The 16,158-nt window shown below is 57.5% G+C and carries 11 protein-coding genes; 6 read left to right on the forward strand and 5 right to left on the reverse strand.

What is annotated here, in order from left to right; genetic code table 11:
• Window positions 1-4: 4 nt before the first annotated feature.
• Complete coding sequence (locus ACYZTX_RS13965) at window positions 5-919, reverse strand: LysR family transcriptional regulator (protein ID WP_462034532.1); 915 nt, start codon at window positions 917-919, stop codon at window positions 5-7.
• Between the two features lie 151 nt (window positions 920-1,070).
• On the opposite strand from ACYZTX_RS13965, the gene speB reads away from it, so the two are divergent.
• The 4 genes from speB (at window position 1,071) to betA (ending at window position 7,043) form a co-directional block, all read left to right on the forward strand.
• Entirely contained in the window at window positions 1,071-2,075 is a 1,005-nt protein-coding gene (gene speB, locus ACYZTX_RS13970) for an agmatinase (RefSeq protein ID WP_462037038.1), read from the forward strand.
• Window positions 2,076-2,102: 27 nt separating this feature from the next.
• Window positions 2,103-3,611 carry an aldehyde dehydrogenase family protein gene (locus tag ACYZTX_RS13975; RefSeq protein WP_462034533.1) on the forward strand — a complete coding sequence of 503 codons (1,509 nt, stop codon included), beginning with the start codon at window positions 2,103-2,105 and terminating at the stop codon, window positions 3,609-3,611.
• A gap of 172 nt (window positions 3,612-3,783) precedes the next feature.
• Window positions 3,784-5,352, forward strand: coding sequence for a purine-cytosine permease family protein (locus ACYZTX_RS13980; RefSeq protein ID WP_462034534.1), 1,569 nt, complete (start codon window positions 3,784-3,786; stop codon window positions 5,350-5,352).
• Between the two features lie 2 nt (window positions 5,353-5,354).
• Window positions 5,355-7,043 (forward strand): choline dehydrogenase, encoded by a 1,689-nt coding sequence (gene betA, locus ACYZTX_RS13985; RefSeq protein ID WP_462034535.1) that lies wholly within the window; start codon window positions 5,355-5,357, stop codon window positions 7,041-7,043.
• 71 nt (window positions 7,044-7,114) lie between these two features.
• On the opposite strand, the gene ACYZTX_RS13990 is transcribed toward betA, so the two are convergent.
• The 3 genes from ACYZTX_RS13990 to potE form a co-directional block, all read right to left on the reverse strand.
• On the reverse strand, window positions 7,115-9,946 hold the full coding sequence (locus ACYZTX_RS13990) for an amino acid adenylation domain-containing protein (protein ID WP_462034536.1): 2,832 nt from the start codon (window positions 9,944-9,946) through the stop codon (window positions 7,115-7,117).
• 189 nt (window positions 9,947-10,135) lie between these two features.
• Window positions 10,136-12,421 (reverse strand): Orn/Lys/Arg family decarboxylase, encoded by a 2,286-nt coding sequence (locus ACYZTX_RS13995; RefSeq protein ID WP_462034537.1) that lies wholly within the window; start codon window positions 12,419-12,421, stop codon window positions 10,136-10,138.
• Window positions 12,418-13,827: a putrescine-ornithine antiporter gene (gene potE / locus ACYZTX_RS14000; RefSeq protein ID WP_462034538.1), complete on the reverse strand. Its 1,410-nt coding sequence runs from the start codon at window positions 13,825-13,827 to the stop codon at window positions 12,418-12,420. The genes ACYZTX_RS13995 and potE overlap by 4 nt, the downstream gene beginning before the upstream one ends.
• 183 nt (window positions 13,828-14,010) lie before the next feature.
• On the opposite strand from potE, the gene ACYZTX_RS14005 reads away from it, so the two are divergent.
• Complete coding sequence (locus tag ACYZTX_RS14005; RefSeq protein ID WP_462037039.1) at window positions 14,011-14,340, forward strand: hypothetical protein; 330 nt, start codon at window positions 14,011-14,013, stop codon at window positions 14,338-14,340.
• A 100-nt stretch (window positions 14,341-14,440) separates the two neighbouring features.
• Here the strand turns inward: ACYZTX_RS14005 and ACYZTX_RS14010 are convergent, their stop codons facing one another.
• Complete coding sequence (locus ACYZTX_RS14010) at window positions 14,441-15,157, reverse strand: glycosyltransferase family 25 protein (protein ID WP_462034539.1); 717 nt, start codon at window positions 15,155-15,157, stop codon at window positions 14,441-14,443.
• Between the two features lie 254 nt (window positions 15,158-15,411).
• Here ACYZTX_RS14010 and ACYZTX_RS14015 point away from each other — a divergent pair, with 254 nt between their 5' ends.
• The gene (locus ACYZTX_RS14015) at window positions 15,412-16,065 is read left to right on the forward strand and encodes a peroxiredoxin (protein WP_462034540.1); all 654 of its coding nucleotides are present in this window, start codon (window positions 15,412-15,414) and stop codon (window positions 16,063-16,065) included.
• Window positions 16,066-16,158 lie beyond the last annotated feature (93 nt).

A 16,158-nucleotide genomic window follows, 5' to 3' on the forward strand; every position in this document is an offset into this window, starting at 1 on the left:
CCTGTCAGGTATTGCTGGTGTTACGCGAACAGGCGGCCAGATCCTCGAGGAACGCCTGAAGAATCGGCGGCGGGGCAGTGCCGCGTCGGGTGATCACGTCGAACGGCGACATCAGCTGCAAGCTGGTGGGCGCCAGTTGGTGCATCTCGCCGGTCTTGACCCACTGAGTGGCGAAGTGCACGGGCAGGAAGCCCAGGTAGGCACCGGAGATCAGCAGAATCGCCAGCGCTTCGATGTTGTCCACGGTGGCCGCAGCCTTGCTGACACCCAGGTGTTCCAGGTCGTATTGCTGCATGTAACCCCTGACGACGATTCGGCTCGCGGCAATCTCCTCGAGCAGTTCGTCCCCCTCGGCCTTGCTGCCATAGAGCGGATGCCGTCGTCCGCAATACAACCCCAGTGCTTCCTGATACAGCGGCGAATGCAACAGGCCCGGAACGTAGATCGGGAAGTGCCCGATGGCCAGGTGCAGTCGGCCGTCGAGCACGCGTTCTTCCAGTTCTGCGGGAGTGCCCACGTACACGTTCAGGTGCACGTCGTGCCCCCTAGACACGAAGCGTTGGGTGGTGCGCGGCAGTGGTGAATCGGGGTCGGTAATGGTGGTGTCGATGATCCCCAGGTTGAGCTTTCCGCTGATGTGCTGCTTGAGCACGTCGGCGTCCATGCAGAAATTTTCTACCGCCGAGAGCAGGCGCTGAGTGGCTTCATGGATCGCCACGCCCTGCTCGGTCAGGCGAAAGCCGCTGCGCCCGCGTTGGCAGAGTTTGACCCCGAGCCGGGTTTCCAGATGAGTCATTTGTTCGCTGATGGTTGACTGGCCGGCATTCAACGCCGCCTGCGCGGCAGAAAAGCCCCCGCACCTGACAATCGTGGCAAACACCCTGAGCAATTTCAGATCGACATCGTGCAGCTGGATCACCTTGGACCTCCCGCGTGTGGATGCATCGGTAATGCCGATATGAGTATCTGATGTTTAGCATTTTTTCCACGAAAACCTGCGCCCATAGTCATTCCAACGGCGGTCGCCTTCCAAGTCCGCTAGCTGATAACAAGAATTGGAGATGCCTGAAATGTCGAATAACGGTTATGAATCCGGTCGCCTGAACCTGCCATTCGTGGGCCACTGCACCTTCGCCAAATCCCCGGTGTGCACCGATTGGGAGACGCTCGATGCCGATGTCGCCATCCTTGGCGCACCGAACGACATGGGCACCCAGTGGCGTTCCGGCGCACGCTTTGGACCACGCGGAATTCGCGAGGCATCGACGCTGTTTTCCTTCGGCCATGCCGGCGCCTATGACCATGAAGATGACGTCATGTACCTGACCGCATCGGACGTGCGCATGGTCGATGTCGGTGACGCCGACATCGTGCACACCGACATGGTCACCAGTAACGAGAACACCGAGTACGCCGTGCGCAAGATTCTCGATGCCGGCGTCATGCCCGTTGTACTCGGTGGCGATCATTCAGTTCACGCCCCGGTCATCAAGGCGTTCGAGGGGCGCGGCCCGATCCACATCATCCACTTCGATGCGCACCTGGACTTCGTCGATGAACGCCACGGCGTTCGCTACGGTCATGGCAACCCGCTGCGCCGCGCTTCGGAAATGAACCACATTGTCGGCATGACCCAAATGGGCATCCGCAACGTGTCTTCGTCCAACCGCGACGACTACGAAGCAGCCCACGCGGCCGGCTCGAAGATTCTCTCGGTACGCGACGTGCGTCGCCTGGGTGTCGAAGGCGTACTGGCGTTGATCCCGCAAAACATCAACTACTACATCACCATCGACATCGACGGTTTCGACCCGTCCATCGCACCCGGCACGGGCACGCCCAGCCATGGCGGCTTCCTCTATTACGAAGTGCTGGAAATCATCCAGGCCCTGGCCAAACGCAGCCAAGGCAACATTGTTGGCATGGATCTGGTCGAGGTGGCACCGGTCTATGACCCATCCGGCATCACCTCGATTCTGGCGGCGCAACTGCTGCTCAACAGCATCGGTTTCATCTTCCACGAGCGGGCTCAAGCACGGCACGCCATGAGCGAAACCTCCACGGCCACGGCGTGATCTGACCGCCGCACAGAGAGCATGAAAATGGACACGATCGTTAAGCAGTACCTGCAGAAATTCGGTGTATCCGAAGCCACCCAGACCTTCCTCAGCAAGGTTCAGAAAATGTTCATCGGTGGCGCCTTTGTGGAGGCCAGCGACGGGCAGACATCCGACGTTATCGAACCGTCGACCGAGGGTCTGATCACGCGTATTCCTATGGGCACCACCCAGGATCTGGATCGCGCGGTGCAAGCCGCCCGGGCACAGTTTGACGGTGGCGCCTGGCGTCAGGCCAAGCCGGCAGAGCGCGAGCGGTTGATGCATCGCTTGGCTGACCTGATAGAACACAACGCCGCCGAACTGGCCGAAATCGAATCGATCGACATGGGCAAGTCCGCGGCCCAGGCACGGGATGTTGATATCCAGGGCACGGTCGATACCCTGCGTTACTTCGCCGGCTGGGCCACCAAGCTTCACGGGCGCACCGTCGAGCCCTCGCTGCCGGGCAACTACCTGGCGTATACGCGCAAGGAACCGGTGGGTGTCGTGGGTGCCATCGTGCCCTGGAACTTCCCGCTGCAAACCATGGCCTGGAAGCTCGGCGCCGCCTTGGCAACCGGTTGCACCGTGGTGGTCAAACCCGCCGAACTGACCTCTCTTTCAGCCCTGCGATTTGCCGAACTGGTGCAGGAAGCCGGGATCCCGGACGGGGTGATCAACATCGTGACCGGACGTGGCAGCGTGGTCGGTGCGGCCATGGCCACGCACCCCGGTATCGACAAGCTCACCTTCACCGGCTCGACCCCGGTCGGCCGCACCGTCGGCCGCGCTGCGCTGGACGAAATGAAGCGACTAACCCTCGAACTCGGAGGAAAATCACCGGTAATCGTATTGGCCGATGCGGACTTGAAAGCCGCCGCACAAGCCGTCGCCAACGGGGTGTTTTTCAACTCGGGTCAGGTGTGCGATGCCGGTACTCGCGCCTATGTGCATCGCAGCGTCTACGACGAATTCCTGCGCGAACTGATCGCCTACACCCGCACGCTGAAGATCGCGCCGGGCCTGGACCCCGACTGCTTTATCAGCCCGTTGGTATCGGCGCTGCAAAAGGAGCGAGTGAGCGACTACATCGAAACCGGCAAACAAGAAGGCGCCGAACTGGTCTACGGCGGCCAGCCTGTCGAGGGTCCCGGCTTCTTCGTCGAGCCGACCATTTTTGCCCATTGCCGCAACGATATGCGCATCGTCCAGGAAGAGATCTTTGGTCCGGTGCTGGTCACTGCACCTTTCGACGATGAAGAAGAGGCGTTGGCCCTGGCCAATGATTCGCCGTACGGATTGGCGGCCGCGCTCTACTCCAATGACCTTGGGCGCGTGCACAGCCTGATTCCACGGTTGCGGGCAGGTTCGGTCTACGTCAACGCCCACAGCACCATCGACCCGTCGATGCCGTTCGGTGGTTACAAACAGTCCGGATTCGGCAAGGATCTGGGCGCGGAGCAGCTCGATTATCTGCTCGAGACCAAGGCCGTCTGGATCACACTGCCCTGAGTCATGGCTGACTCAATCCCTGTGGGAGCGAGCCTGCTCGCGAAGAGGCCGGCACATCCAGCATCAATGTCGCCTGACACATCGCCTTCGCGAGCAGGCTCGCTCCCACAGGGACGTTCATCCAAAAGAATGCAGTTATCTCGTCATGATCTTCCAACAATAAGAGACCATCATGAACATTGACGCCAAAGCCGCCCCAAGCGTGTTGACCCGCGATGACAAACCCGTCGTCGAGGGGCATTCGATTGACTTCATCCCGGAGAGCGAGCGCACTGACAAACTGTCGAGCCAGGGTCCGTTCTGGTTCCTCGGCAATTTCACCTTCTTCACCATGACCATCGGCTTCGTCGGTCCGAGCGTCGGCCTGACCGCGCTCTGGACCACACTCGCCGGCACGCTGGGCATCATGTTCGGCACGCTGTTCATGGCGTTTCACGGCTCGCAAGGCCCACACCTCGGGCTGCCGCAAATGATCCAGTCGCGTGCGCAGTTTGGCTATCGCGGCGTCATTCTCGTTTTGCTGGCAACACTGTTCGTGTTCGCCGGTTTCAACATCGTCAATCTGGTGTTGATGATGCAGGGCCTGCACACGCTCTTCGGTTTCAATCCTGCCGTGGTGGCGGTGGCCGTGACGGTGCCCGCGGCGATCCTGGCGATTCTCGGTCATGACTGGATGCACCGAAGTTTCAAATGGGCGTTGTTTTTGTCGATTCCGCTTTACGGGCTGGTGACGTTGGCGGTTCTGATGGGCTGGGTTCCCGATGCGCCGATGCCGGTGCTGGCGGCCGGTGAAGTGGCTCCGCCACCGCTGGGCTTCAACTGGACCGGATTCATCGCCCAGTTCGCGGCGGCAGCGAGTTACAACATTGCTTACGCCCCGTATGTGTCCGATTACTCGCGCTACCTGCCGAAGAACACCTCCAGCGGCAAGCTGATCGCCGTAGTGTTTCTGGGCGCCTCGCTGTCCGGCGCGTGGATGATCTCGGTGGGTGGCTGGTTGGCGGATCATCTGCATTCCACTGACGTACTGGTCGCCCTCGGGCAAGTCGGCAACACGTTGTCGCCGCTGGTGGGTACCGCAGTGGTGGTTGTGACGATCCTGGCTTTTCTGCCGGTCATCGCGATGAACATCTACAGTGCGAAGCTGACCACGTTGACCTGCGTCGACTCCATCAAGCACATCGAACCGACGCGCAAGGCGCGCATCCTGGCCATCGCTTTCGTGATCCTGCTGCAACTGGGCGTGGCCCTGAGCATCCAGAGTTCGGGCAAAGGCTTGTCGGTGCTGGGGATCTACCTGGTGGTGATGTTGTACTTCCTGGTGCCTTGGACCTCGGTCAACCTGACCGACTACTTCTTCGTCCGCAAGGGCCGCTACGCCATCCCGCACTTCTTCATGCCGCACGGCAACATCTACGGCAGCTGGGGCCTGCGCGGCATCGCGGCGTACGCAATCGGCTTCATTTCGATGATCCCGTTTTTCTACATCTACGACGGCGTTGAACAGCGAGAGGTCTATGTCGGCCCACTCGCCAAAGCACTGGGCAGCATCGACATCGCCTGGCTCGTCGGGCTGATCGTATCGGGTTTGGTCTACTACTGGTTCAGCCGCTCGATCGACCTCAAGCGTGAAGAGGCCATCATCCAGCACATCGAAAAAACATCCCCGCAATACACCACCGGCGACACGTTGACCAAGCCGTCGTTGCCTGTTTTCAACGAATCGGCGGCCCGGAGATAATCATGGCTACGCAAAAATACGACTACATCATCATCGGTGCCGGCTCGGCGGGTTGTGTGTTGGCCAACCGCCTGAGCGAAGACCCGGCCACCTCAGTCCTGGTGCTGGAATTCGGCGGCAGCGACCGCAGTGTGGTGATCCAGATGCCGAGTGCATTTTCGATCCCGATGAACACCAAAAAGTACAACTGGCGCTACGAAACCGAGCCCGAACCGTACCTCAATGGCCGTCGTATCCACTGCCCGAGAGGCAAGGTGCTCGGTGGCTCGTCATCGATCAATGGCCTGGTGTACATCCGTGGTCACGCCTATGACTTTGACGAGTGGGAGTCCCTCGGTGCACAGGGTTGGGGTTACCGCAATTGCCTGCCTTACTTCAAGCGGGCAGAGCACTACGAGGAGGGCGGTGACGGCTATCGCGGGAGCACGGGTCCGTTGCACACCACCAACGGCAATCATATGAAAAACCCTTTGTACGGGGCTTGGGTCGAGGCCGGCGCAGAAGCAGGCTACATCAAGACCGATGACTGCAATGGCTACATGCAGGAAGGGTTCGGTGCCATGCACATGACGGTGAAAAACGGTGTGCGCTGCTCCACGGCCAACGCTTACCTGCGCCCGGCCATGGGACGTCCGAACCTGACCGTGATCACCCATGCAATGACCCGCCAGATCATCCTTGAAGGCAAGCGAGCCGTCGGCATCATTTATGATCATGAAGGCCAGACCCACCAGGTCTATTGCAACCGGGAAGTGCTCGTATCGTCGGGGCCCATCGGCTCTCCTCACTTGTTGCAACGCTCCGGTATCGGCCCGGCCGAGGTCCTGCGCAAAGCCGGGATCGGCGTCCGCCATGACCTGCCGGGAGTAGGGGAGAACCTGCAGGATCACGCCGAGGTTTACATCCAGTTCGGCTGCAAGGAACCGGTGACGCTCAACAGCAAAATGGACCCGCTGAGCAAGCTGTTGATCGGTCTGCGCTGGCTGCTGTTCAAGGACGGACTCGGTGCCACCAACCATTTCGAGGCCGGTGGTTTCATCCGCTCGGACAAGGGCCTGCGCTGGCCGGACATTCAGTTCCACTTTCTGCCCGCGGCCATGCGTTATGACGGCAACAAACCGATCAAGGGCCACGGCTTCATGGTGCTCACCGGGCCAAACAAACCCAAGAGCCGCGGTTATGTGCGGGCTCGCTCCGCTGACCCCTACGAGCATCCGCAGATCCAATTCAACTACCTGCAACGCGAAGAGGACCGGGAAGGTTTCCGCCGCTGCATACGCCTGACTCGCGAGATCATCGGCCAACCGGCGATGGACCGCTTCCGCGACGGCGAGATCGCGCCCGGGCCGCAGGTGAACACCGATGAAGAGATCGACGCCTTCGTTCGTGAAAACCTGGAAAGCACCTACCATCCTTGCGGCTCGTGCCGCATGGGTGAGGACGAGATGGCAGTGGTTGACTCCGAGCTGCGTGTGCGGGGCATCGCGGGTTTACGGGTGATCGACTCGTCGGTGTTCCCGACCGAGCCGAACGGCAACCTCAACGCACCGACTATCATGCTGGCCGAACGGGCCTCCGATCTGGTTCGTGGGTGCACCATGCTGCCGACGTCCGATGCGCCTGTCGGTCTGGGCCAGGATTGGGAAACCAGCCAGCGATCATCATTGCCGGGGCGCAATGTGAGAGTTTGAGCCGATAGAGGCAGTGCCTGCGCCAGGTTATCGGGAAGCTAGCCTGGCCCGGGAGGAGGGCGCGTGAACGGTCACGCCACTCGCTCAACCGTATCCGAACTGCTCTTCTTTGCTCCTCGATTCCAGCGCATTACAAGCATTCGAACGCTCAGGTTCCAGGCGTAACCAACCGCAATACCACCGGCTATCGCAAGGACTACCGCGAGCGCCGGCTGATCATAGATGTGACGGGCCAGGGACAGAAACTGAAAGTGCGTCAAATAAATATACAGCGTTGACGACGCTATTAATGCAAGTCCCCGCGCGATGATGCCTGGCACGGGGATAGACCTGATCCAAATCACCGCGAGAACGGCAGGCAAGGCGATATCAATATATTCCTTCATGTAGAGTCCGGGTAATCCATGCCCGAAGATTCCCAGAATATCTCGCCCGCCCATCACAATGACAGCCACCGCACTGACAACCAGTTTCTGGGCTCTTGAATGGGCATAGTGAATGGCCATGCCGAGCACCATAATCGCAAGGTAGTGCTGTGGCACTCTGTTATAGAGCGCTGTAGCATCAAACACATACGCATTAATCAGAACGTCAGCCACTGCCAATGCGCATGACGCAATGACAAGATGACGAAACGGGTTCGACATTGTTATTTTTCTGACGCGCTCGAACGACAGAGCGAATCCAATGATTATTATCATTTGCAGCAGAACTTCAATATACCAATAGGCAAACACGCCGATGACATTCGTTGGAAACCAATTCGAAATCAGCAGCACTGTTTGCCAATGAATCCTGTCGAACAGAATCTGAGTCAGCAGGGTGTACAGAATAGTGGGCGCAGCGATACTGATAATGGATTTTACCAGCGTGCGCGCGTTGCCGCGTTCATTGATGGCTTGAAGTTGAAACCTTGCCAGACTGATGCCGGAGACTAAAAACAAGATCGTCGTCTCTCCTGCCACTGGCCATTTTGAAAAAATATGAAAATGTCCGACAACAATAAGCAGTATAGATATCACGCGTAAAAAGACGGGCATCTCCATTGCCCGAATTGACCACTTTGAAGACGTGGTTTTGTTGGCCAGTTCACAAAGTTCACGTACGGGTATCATTTCCCATTGGTTTGGCAGATGACCAATAAGCTCTTCAAGCACCATTGAAGCCTGAACAAACGAGAGTGAATCCCCACCCAGTTCCACGAACGATAAGTTTGCATTGATGTGCGTGACTTCAAGTATTCCAGACCATGTAGCCACCAGCTTTAGCGCGAGCGGCGATAGATCCTGGCTCGAATTTACGGACGACACATCCGTGTGAGTGGCAATCGGAGGCAATGCTCGCTTATCAATCTTTCCATTCGGCGTCAGTGGAATAGCGTCCAAAAAGACGAACAACGCCGGCACCATATACTCCGGGAGTTCACTGCTGACATGTTCACGTAAATCAACAGATGAAACAGGCTTTGTCGAAACGCAATAAGCAACCAGTCTTACGATCGACCGTTCATTGACGGCTAAAACAACGCATTGCTTGATTCGGGGATGCCGTGATAATGCGCCTTCGATTTCAGTGAGCTCAATTCGATGTCCCCGAATCTTGACCTGGCTATCGCCCCGCCCTAGAAAGCTGACACTGCCATCAGAAAGATAAGTGCCAAGGTCGCCGGTTCTATAACAAATGTCGTCCTCGACATTGGTAAATGGATTGACAACAAATTTTTCCCGGGTTTGCGCTGTGTCATCCCAGTATCCCAGCGACAAATAGGGACTGCGTATTAAAATCTCTCCGGTCTTTCCTTCGCAGACCAACTGATTAGTGTCATCCACGACCAGCAACTGTGCGTCTTCAATTCCTTTCCCAAGTGGGATTTTTGAATTATCGGCTTCAGGGTCAATGTGATGGTACGCCATGGCCTGCGGTGTTTCCGTCGTGCCGTAAAAGTTCACACTAACGGCATTGGGCGCCACCACGCGTATTTGTTCGTATAACGTAATGCTTAATGCATCTCCTCCCCAAAACAGATATCGCAGGGTGGTGAATCTTAGTGCGTTAAGTTTTGCTCCGGTTTCAATGAGTTTTCCCAGTGGCGGGGTAACGTGAATAATGGATATTTTGTTCTTATGTATCCACGCCGCCAAAGCCGAAGGATCTATGACCGTCGACTGTGCCGGAATGATAACTTTTGCGCCAATGGAGAGCGGTGTAAATACGTCCCTGTAGACAGGGTCATGACCCAGCCCGGACAGTAAGGAAAAGCAATCGTCTTTTGATAGCGAATGACGCTGGGTATGCCACTCGATAAAATGCACCAAAGGCGCATGATTTGTCACAATCCCCTTCGGTTCACCGGTGCTGCCCGAGGTGAATGTTATATAGGCCGGATGACCAGGATTGACCTCCAGCAAAGCCTTTTGATCAACGGCGAACTCACGCAGTGATTCAGTGGGGATTTCCGGGATTCTAACGACGTGCGGAGACGAACTCTCTGCACTCGGCTCAAGGTGTTCGGGATTGAGGTCGACGGTAGCCCCACCGCATAGCAGCACAAAGGAAGGCTGAAGTGTTTGAATGATTTGGGCTATGCGCGCAGGTGGATAGGCAATGTCGGCAACGGTGAACGTCATTCCGGCACGTGAGGCACCGAGCATTGCGTAGACCAACCCCGCACAGCGATTCGAAACAATAACCACCCGGTCGGATTCGGTAGCGCCCTTTCCAATCAAGAAGGAAGCAATGCCCCGGCTGATCTCTTCAAGCTGACGGTAGCTGCAAGTCGCGTCTTGAGCGATGACAGCCATTGCATCCGGCGAGCGTCTTGCTTGCTGTAAGAAGTCCATGAATATCGGACGTTCGACACAATACTCCAGACGAAGCGTGGGGTTTGGGCGGGCATCCTGCATGTTATTTTGTAGACTCCGCATGATCTATACGAGGATAACAGGCAAAAAATGCAGCGTTGAGCGGCCTGTTGAAGGGTTCAGGCCGAGTGTGTACGTTAGTGCAGAGTGGTTGGCGGCGCCAGCGGGGTTCTGGAAATGGCCTACGGCCATCACATCACCGTGATGGACGGCCATAGGGAAAGCTTTAACTCATTTCAACACCAGCAAGCGATAAACCCCGCCCTCGCTTTCGATCCCATGGGTGTCATGGGTGAAGCCCGGGAAGGATTTGTCGAAGCTTTCCAGCGCTTTGAGGTAGGCCAACAACGGACCGTCCGCTGGCCCTGCGTTTTCGCCCGGCATCAGCAGTGGAATACCGGGTGGATAGGGCACTATCCCGGTCGCAACGATCCGCCCGGCGGCTTCTTCCAGTGTGACCCGTTCGATTTCGTTCTTGACCAGTTTTTCGTAGGCCTCCACCGGGCTGAATTCGGCTTGCGGGAGCATGCCGAACGCTTGGGCCATGGTTGCGGTGGTTTTGTGTTTCTTCATGGCGGCGAAGATATCGTCGGCCAGGTCCTTGATACCCATACCGGCGTAGCGCTGCTGGTTGGCGCTCAGGAGGTCGGGCAGGCACAGCTCCAGGTCGACGTTGTCGTCATAGTCACGTTTGAAGTCGAGCAGCGCGTTGACCAGGGTGCCCCATTTGCCTTTGGTGATGCCGATAGAGAACAGGAACAGAATGGTGAAGTCGGTGGTTTTCTCGACGACGATGCCCTGACGTCCGAGGTACGCCGTGAGCACGCAGGCGGGGATGCCCGAGTCGAGCAGGTTGCCGTCGTCGCCCATGCCGGGGCTCAGCACCGAGACCTTGATCGGGTCCAGCATGCAGTAGCCTTCCTCGATGTCCCCGAAACCGTGCCACACCTCGTTGGGATGAAGCACCCAGCAATTCGGCTCGGTTTTCAATAGCACCGGATCCGCTTCATGGAACGGCACTGATACCGCGCCAACCTTTACCGACGGTGGCTGCCAGCACGTGAAGAACCACTCATCCTTGCTCAGCATCTCGTTGTGCATGCGCGAGATGACCTGGCGGAAGCTGATGGCTTCTTCGATGGATTCGGTGGTCAGGATCTGGCCGCTGGGCGCTTCCATCATCGCCGAGCTGACGTCGCAGGAGGCCATGATCGCGTAGTTGGGCGAGGTCGAGGCGTGCATCATGAACGACTCGTTAAAACGCCCGTGATGGATCGGGTTACGGCCGTTGCGCACGTGAATCATCGATGCCTGGGACAGGGCTGCCAGCAACTTGTGCGTCGATTGTGTGGCGAACACGGTCGGCTTCGAGTCATCGTGATCGTCCGGACTGCCGTGCATGGCGAAGCGTTCGCGATACAACGGGTTGAAACGTGCATAACCGTACCAGGCTTCATCGAAATGCAGACGGTCGACGCTCTGGCCCAGCAGCTCTTCGACGCGGGTGACGTTGTAGGTCAGGCCGTCGTAGGTGGAGTTGGTGATGATGGCGTGGATCGGTGTCGGGTCGATCCCTTCCTTGACCAAGGGGTTGTTGGCGATGGCGGCTTTGACGCCGTCGCTGCTCAGGGTTTGCGGCAGGATCGGGCCGATGATGCCGTAGCGATTGCGGGTCGGCACCAGGTACGTCGGAATGGCCCCGGACAGCGTCATCGCGTGCTCGGCGGACTTGTGGCAATTGCGGTCGCACAGGGCAATCTGATTGCGTGTGACGCTGGCCATGAGAATGACGCGGTTGGAAGTCGACGAGCCGTTGGTGACGTAATAGGTGCGGTGCGCGCCGAAGACCTTGGCGGCGTAGCGCTCGCCTTGGCCGATGGGGCCGCTGTGATCGAGCAGCGAACCGAGTTCGCCGACCGAAATCGACAGGTCGGAACGCAGCAGGTTTTCTCCGAAGAACTCGTAGAACGCCCGGCCCGCCGTGCTCTTGAGAAACGCCGTGCCGCCAGCATGACCGGGGGTGTGCCACGAGTATTCATAGGTCCGGGAAAACTTCACCAGCGCGCCGAACATGGGCGGTAGCGCGGCTTGGCGATAGCGTTCGATGGCCGCCAGGATGCGCCCGCTGAGGAAGCGACTGGTGTCCTCGGGCAGCCAGATGAAGTCATCGGCGTGTTGCATGACCACCAGCGGAATGCTCGACGCGGTGCTGCGGTCGCTGATCAAAAAGACCGGCACCCGAGTGTTGCGCTCGCGCAGGCTGACCAGCAGTTTGATGCATTCCTCGTGGCCTTCGCTGTTGTCCATTTCCCAGCTGAGCAGCACGCATTGAATGGCCGGGTCCGAACGCAGGATCGACGTGGCGTCGCTCAAGGTTTCCGACGCCAGCACCCTGACGGCGCGTTCCTCCACATCGTTGACCAACTGGTTCAGGGCGCGACCAAAGACGGTGCGTTTGTCCGGCGGGCTGCTGACTAACAGCGTCAGCATCCCGAGCGTATGTCTATGTTCCGTCATGATTGAGCCTCCACTGTGCCTGCTTGCAAGTTGTTGACCGGCACCGGTTTGCCCGTGATGTGCTGGGCGCTGACGGTCTGCGTCGGAACGCTGTTATTGAGCGCTTCGAGGCGGATCAGGCGGTTGTTGACGAAGCCGAACAGCGTGTAACCGAAGATGGTCGCCACGCCGCCGAGCATCAGTGCTTGCTCGCCCGAACTGTAGAGCGCCAGGTAGCTATAAAACGCCGCCACCCACGCAATGATGTTGGTGACCAGCGCCTTGCCTGGCGGTACGTTGGACACCTTCTGCATGGTCATCAAGGCGGCCATGGACAGGATGTACGGCACCAGGTTGGTTACCACCGCTAGGTTGACGAGGGTGTCGAACTGTTTGCTCAGGTCCGGGCTGATGGTGAGAAAGCCCAGCGCCGTCTGCGCGGCCAGCAGCACCAACATGCCGACAATCGGCGTTCCGGCCTTGTTTGACTTGGCGAAGATCGACAGGAAGTAACCGGTGTCCGCCGAGCTTTTGAACACCTGAGCAATAGTGAACTGCCAACCCAGCAACGAACCGATGCAGGCGAGTACCATCGCGGCCATCACAATGTCGCCGACCAACGGGGTGAACATCTTGGCGAAGACCAGACCGAAGGGGGCGGTGGAGGCGACCAGTGCAGGGTTATCGACAATACCGGCAATGACGTTGGTGGAGACGATGTAGATCACCGCCGCGCCGAGGGTGCCGCCGAGTACCGCAATCGGAACGTTCTTCTCCGGATTTTCCACGGCATCGGTGTTGGCGCACGCCGACTCCAGACCGAGGAATGCCCACAAGGTGATCGCCACCGATGCACCTGCAGCTTCGAACCAGCCCATGTTGTGTGGGTTCCAACCGGCGGCGTAGACACTGCTGTCGAACCAGTACCAGCCAATGGTGGACACCAGCACCACCGGCGCAATCACCCCCCAAACCGTGATCGCACCGATCCGGCCGGTAATCCGCGCGCCGCCGAAGTTGGCGAACGTGGTGATCCACAACAGAGCGATGGTCGCCAGGCCCACTTGCAGTGAATCAAGCTTGATGTGGAACAGTTCCTGGATATAGCCGACCGCGGTAATACTGATCGCCACGTTGGCAATCAACAGCGAGAGCCCATAGGTGTAGTTCGTGATGTAGTTGCCCGCCTTGCCGAAGGTGTACTCGGCATAGCCGCCCATGCCCCCGGTCTTTCGGCTGAGCATCCCGCAGCGCGCAAAGGCATAGGCCAGCGCCAGGGAGCCGGTGGCTGTGATCAGCCAGGAAAGAATGGAAATACCGCCGACTTCGGCGAGTTTTGTAGGTAGCAGCACAATGCCTGAGCCCAACATGTTGACGGCCGTCAACATCGTCAGCTGACCCACCGTCATTTTTTTTGCGACTGACATTCCGTTGCCTCACTGGATGCATTGAGAAGTGCTAGCTATAGCAAAGGATTGAAATGCCGCAAGAACTGCCCGCAAGGCACTGAGAAAACAGGCTATAGCTCACTTAAGGCATTTTGCTGGCCCCGAAGTTTCAAATTTTTGACCAAAATCAATTTATTTTCAGTTAGTTGGGATCGAATGCAAATGCGGAATGTGATGGTTGCGCTGATTTCGTTAGGCTTGGCGAGCGTTGCCGCCTCTGTCCAGGCCAAAGAACTGGCATCGAATGATCGTTACCTCTGCAACTGGGGCGCAGGTACCGCGGCGAGGGCACAGGAACTCAAACTGTCCGGCGTTTCACTGTATACAGCGCGACAGAAGTTACGTACCTACAAGTTCAGCAAGCCGTGGATGCACATGATGGCGATGGGCATTACCGAGCAGACCTATGACAGTCATTCGCGGATGAAGCCCGCTGCCCTGCGCGAGAGCTTTTATGAGGAATGCGTGCGGTATAAGTTGGCGCGCAAATGACCAGGTGCGGCCCAGCACATCACCCGGACACGGCTCCTGCGCCGTGTCGGGCTGGGTAAATACATCAGACCTTCCCTAAGGAGAGAGAAGTAACAGAAAACTATCGAGTTCTTCTCAGGTTTTTTGCCTTCAACCTCCTGAGCATATCCATTACCGGCCGCAGGAGAGGCGTCCTGTCAAAGAAGGAAAGCGCATGCAGGTCTGTCCGCGAGGGCCTTTGATAGCCAAAATTCCAGGTGAAATAGTAAGCCCGGATATCTTTGTTCTGGTGAATAAGCGTATTGAGAGCAGCGTCATAATGCATCGGACCTCCGTCAGGATGTCCCGGCGGCCGCTTCAGAATCTGTAATAGAAAATCCCTCAATTTCCCAATGCTTTTCCCGTTTACAGCATAGAAATGGGACAAATGTATGGGGCGGTCGACTACTTCCCAGACTGGCGAATTTGAATTTCCTTCAAACGGATGCCCAAAATAGACGATGTCCCACTCCATACCTTCCAGAGACTTGATGGCCTGTCTCCCAAATTCAAGAGTGCGTCTGGAAAACTGTATGTCGTCCTCCATGATCAAGATATTTTTCAGATTCAGGCGTATTGCCTCTTCCAGCACCCCCAGATGACTCAAAAAGCAGCCTCTGGCGCCGACGCTCGGGAAGCCATTTCCCTCACTGGGCGTAACAGCCTCAAAAAAGCCTATTTTTTCATCATCAATGTGAAAGCCGTAGCGAGCGAATTCTTCTTTTGTTTCTAAACGGCGATCCTTTCTTGACGAGATATTGATGATTCTTGCTCCATCAAAATAGTCGATCACATTCATCTGTCAGGTCCTCAGAGCAGACAATCAGGGCGGTTGGATTGGGGAACTCGCAGACTTCGGAAAAAATCGAACGTTAGGCACTGCCGACAGGCGGTATCGACCCCGGATTGCAGTATAGGCAGCATTTCCTGATGAAGTTTTGGTCTCGAAAATCGGCGTGCGTCCCTTCGGCGGGGTGCAGGGCGAAGTCTTCAAGGTCTCCTATACTGGACCGTTCCAAGAGTTTCCCTACCTTCACCGCGAGGAGAACGCACATGACCATTCGTATTGGCGACGAAGCACCGGATTTCACCGCCGAAACCACCGAAGGCACGCTCCATTTCCACGAATGGATCGGCGACAAGTGGGCCGTCCTGTTCTCGCATCCCAAGGACTTCACCCCTGTCTGCACCACTGAACTCGGTTACATGGCCGGGCTCAAGCCGGAGTTCGACAAACGCAACACCAAGATTGTCGGTCTCAGCGTCGACCCCGTCGGTAACCATCAGACCTGGGCCAAAGACATCGAAGAGACTCAGGGTCATGCGGTCAACTACCCCATGATTGGTGACGAGAACCTGGTGGTGGCCAAGCTCTACGACATGATTCACCCCAATGCCAGTGGCGGCGCTCGTACTGCAGTGGACAACGCCACGGTGCGCTCGGTGTTCATTGTCGGCCCGGACAAAAAGATCAAGGCAATGCTGATCTACCCGATGAGTGCCGGGCGCAACTTCGATGAAGTGTTGCGGCTGCTCGACGCCATTCAGCTAAACGCCAAGCACACTGTCGCTACCCCGGTGAACTGGCGTCCGGGTCAGGACGTGATCATTCCTACGTCGGTCTCCGACGAGGACGCAAGGAAGAAGTACCCGGACGGCTTCAACACGGTGAAACCTTATTTGCGCACGGTGGCGCAACCGAAGTAGGGGGCACCCGCCGGGTACTTTCAGAAGGTTGCCAACAGTGCTTCGTCCCCCGGTGCATGGCGCTGCGCCAGGTCGGAGGCGAGCCTCCTGTTG

This window comes from Pseudomonas sp. MDT1-17 (assembly GCF_054898105.1).

Excerpts from the sequence above, each read along its gene's own strand:
- ACYZTX_RS13990 (WP_462034536.1), bottom strand. The coding sequence starts at position 9,946 with ATGCAGGATGCCCGCCCAAACCCCACGCTTCGTCTGGAGTATTGTGTC.
- betA (WP_462034535.1), top strand. The coding sequence starts at position 5,355 with ATGGCTACGCAAAAATACGACTACATCATCATCGGTGCCGGCTCGGCG.
- ACYZTX_RS13995 (WP_462034537.1), bottom strand. The coding sequence starts at position 12,421 with ATGACGGAACATAGACATACGCTCGGGATGCTGACGCTGTTAGTCAGC.
- ACYZTX_RS14010 (WP_462034539.1), bottom strand. The coding sequence starts at position 15,157 with ATGAATGTGATCGACTATTTTGATGGAGCAAGAATCATCAATATCTCG.
- ACYZTX_RS14015 (WP_462034540.1), top strand. The coding sequence starts at position 15,412 with ATGACCATTCGTATTGGCGACGAAGCACCGGATTTCACCGCCGAAACC.
- ACYZTX_RS14005 (WP_462037039.1), top strand. The coding sequence starts at position 14,011 with ATGCGGAATGTGATGGTTGCGCTGATTTCGTTAGGCTTGGCGAGCGTT.
- speB (WP_462037038.1), top strand. The coding sequence starts at position 1,071 with ATGTCGAATAACGGTTATGAATCCGGTCGCCTGAACCTGCCATTCGTG.
- potE (WP_462034538.1), bottom strand. The coding sequence starts at position 13,827 with ATGTCAGTCGCAAAAAAAATGACGGTGGGTCAGCTGACGATGTTGACG.
- ACYZTX_RS13980 (WP_462034534.1), top strand. The coding sequence starts at position 3,784 with ATGAACATTGACGCCAAAGCCGCCCCAAGCGTGTTGACCCGCGATGAC.
- ACYZTX_RS13975 (WP_462034533.1), top strand. The coding sequence starts at position 2,103 with ATGGACACGATCGTTAAGCAGTACCTGCAGAAATTCGGTGTATCCGAA.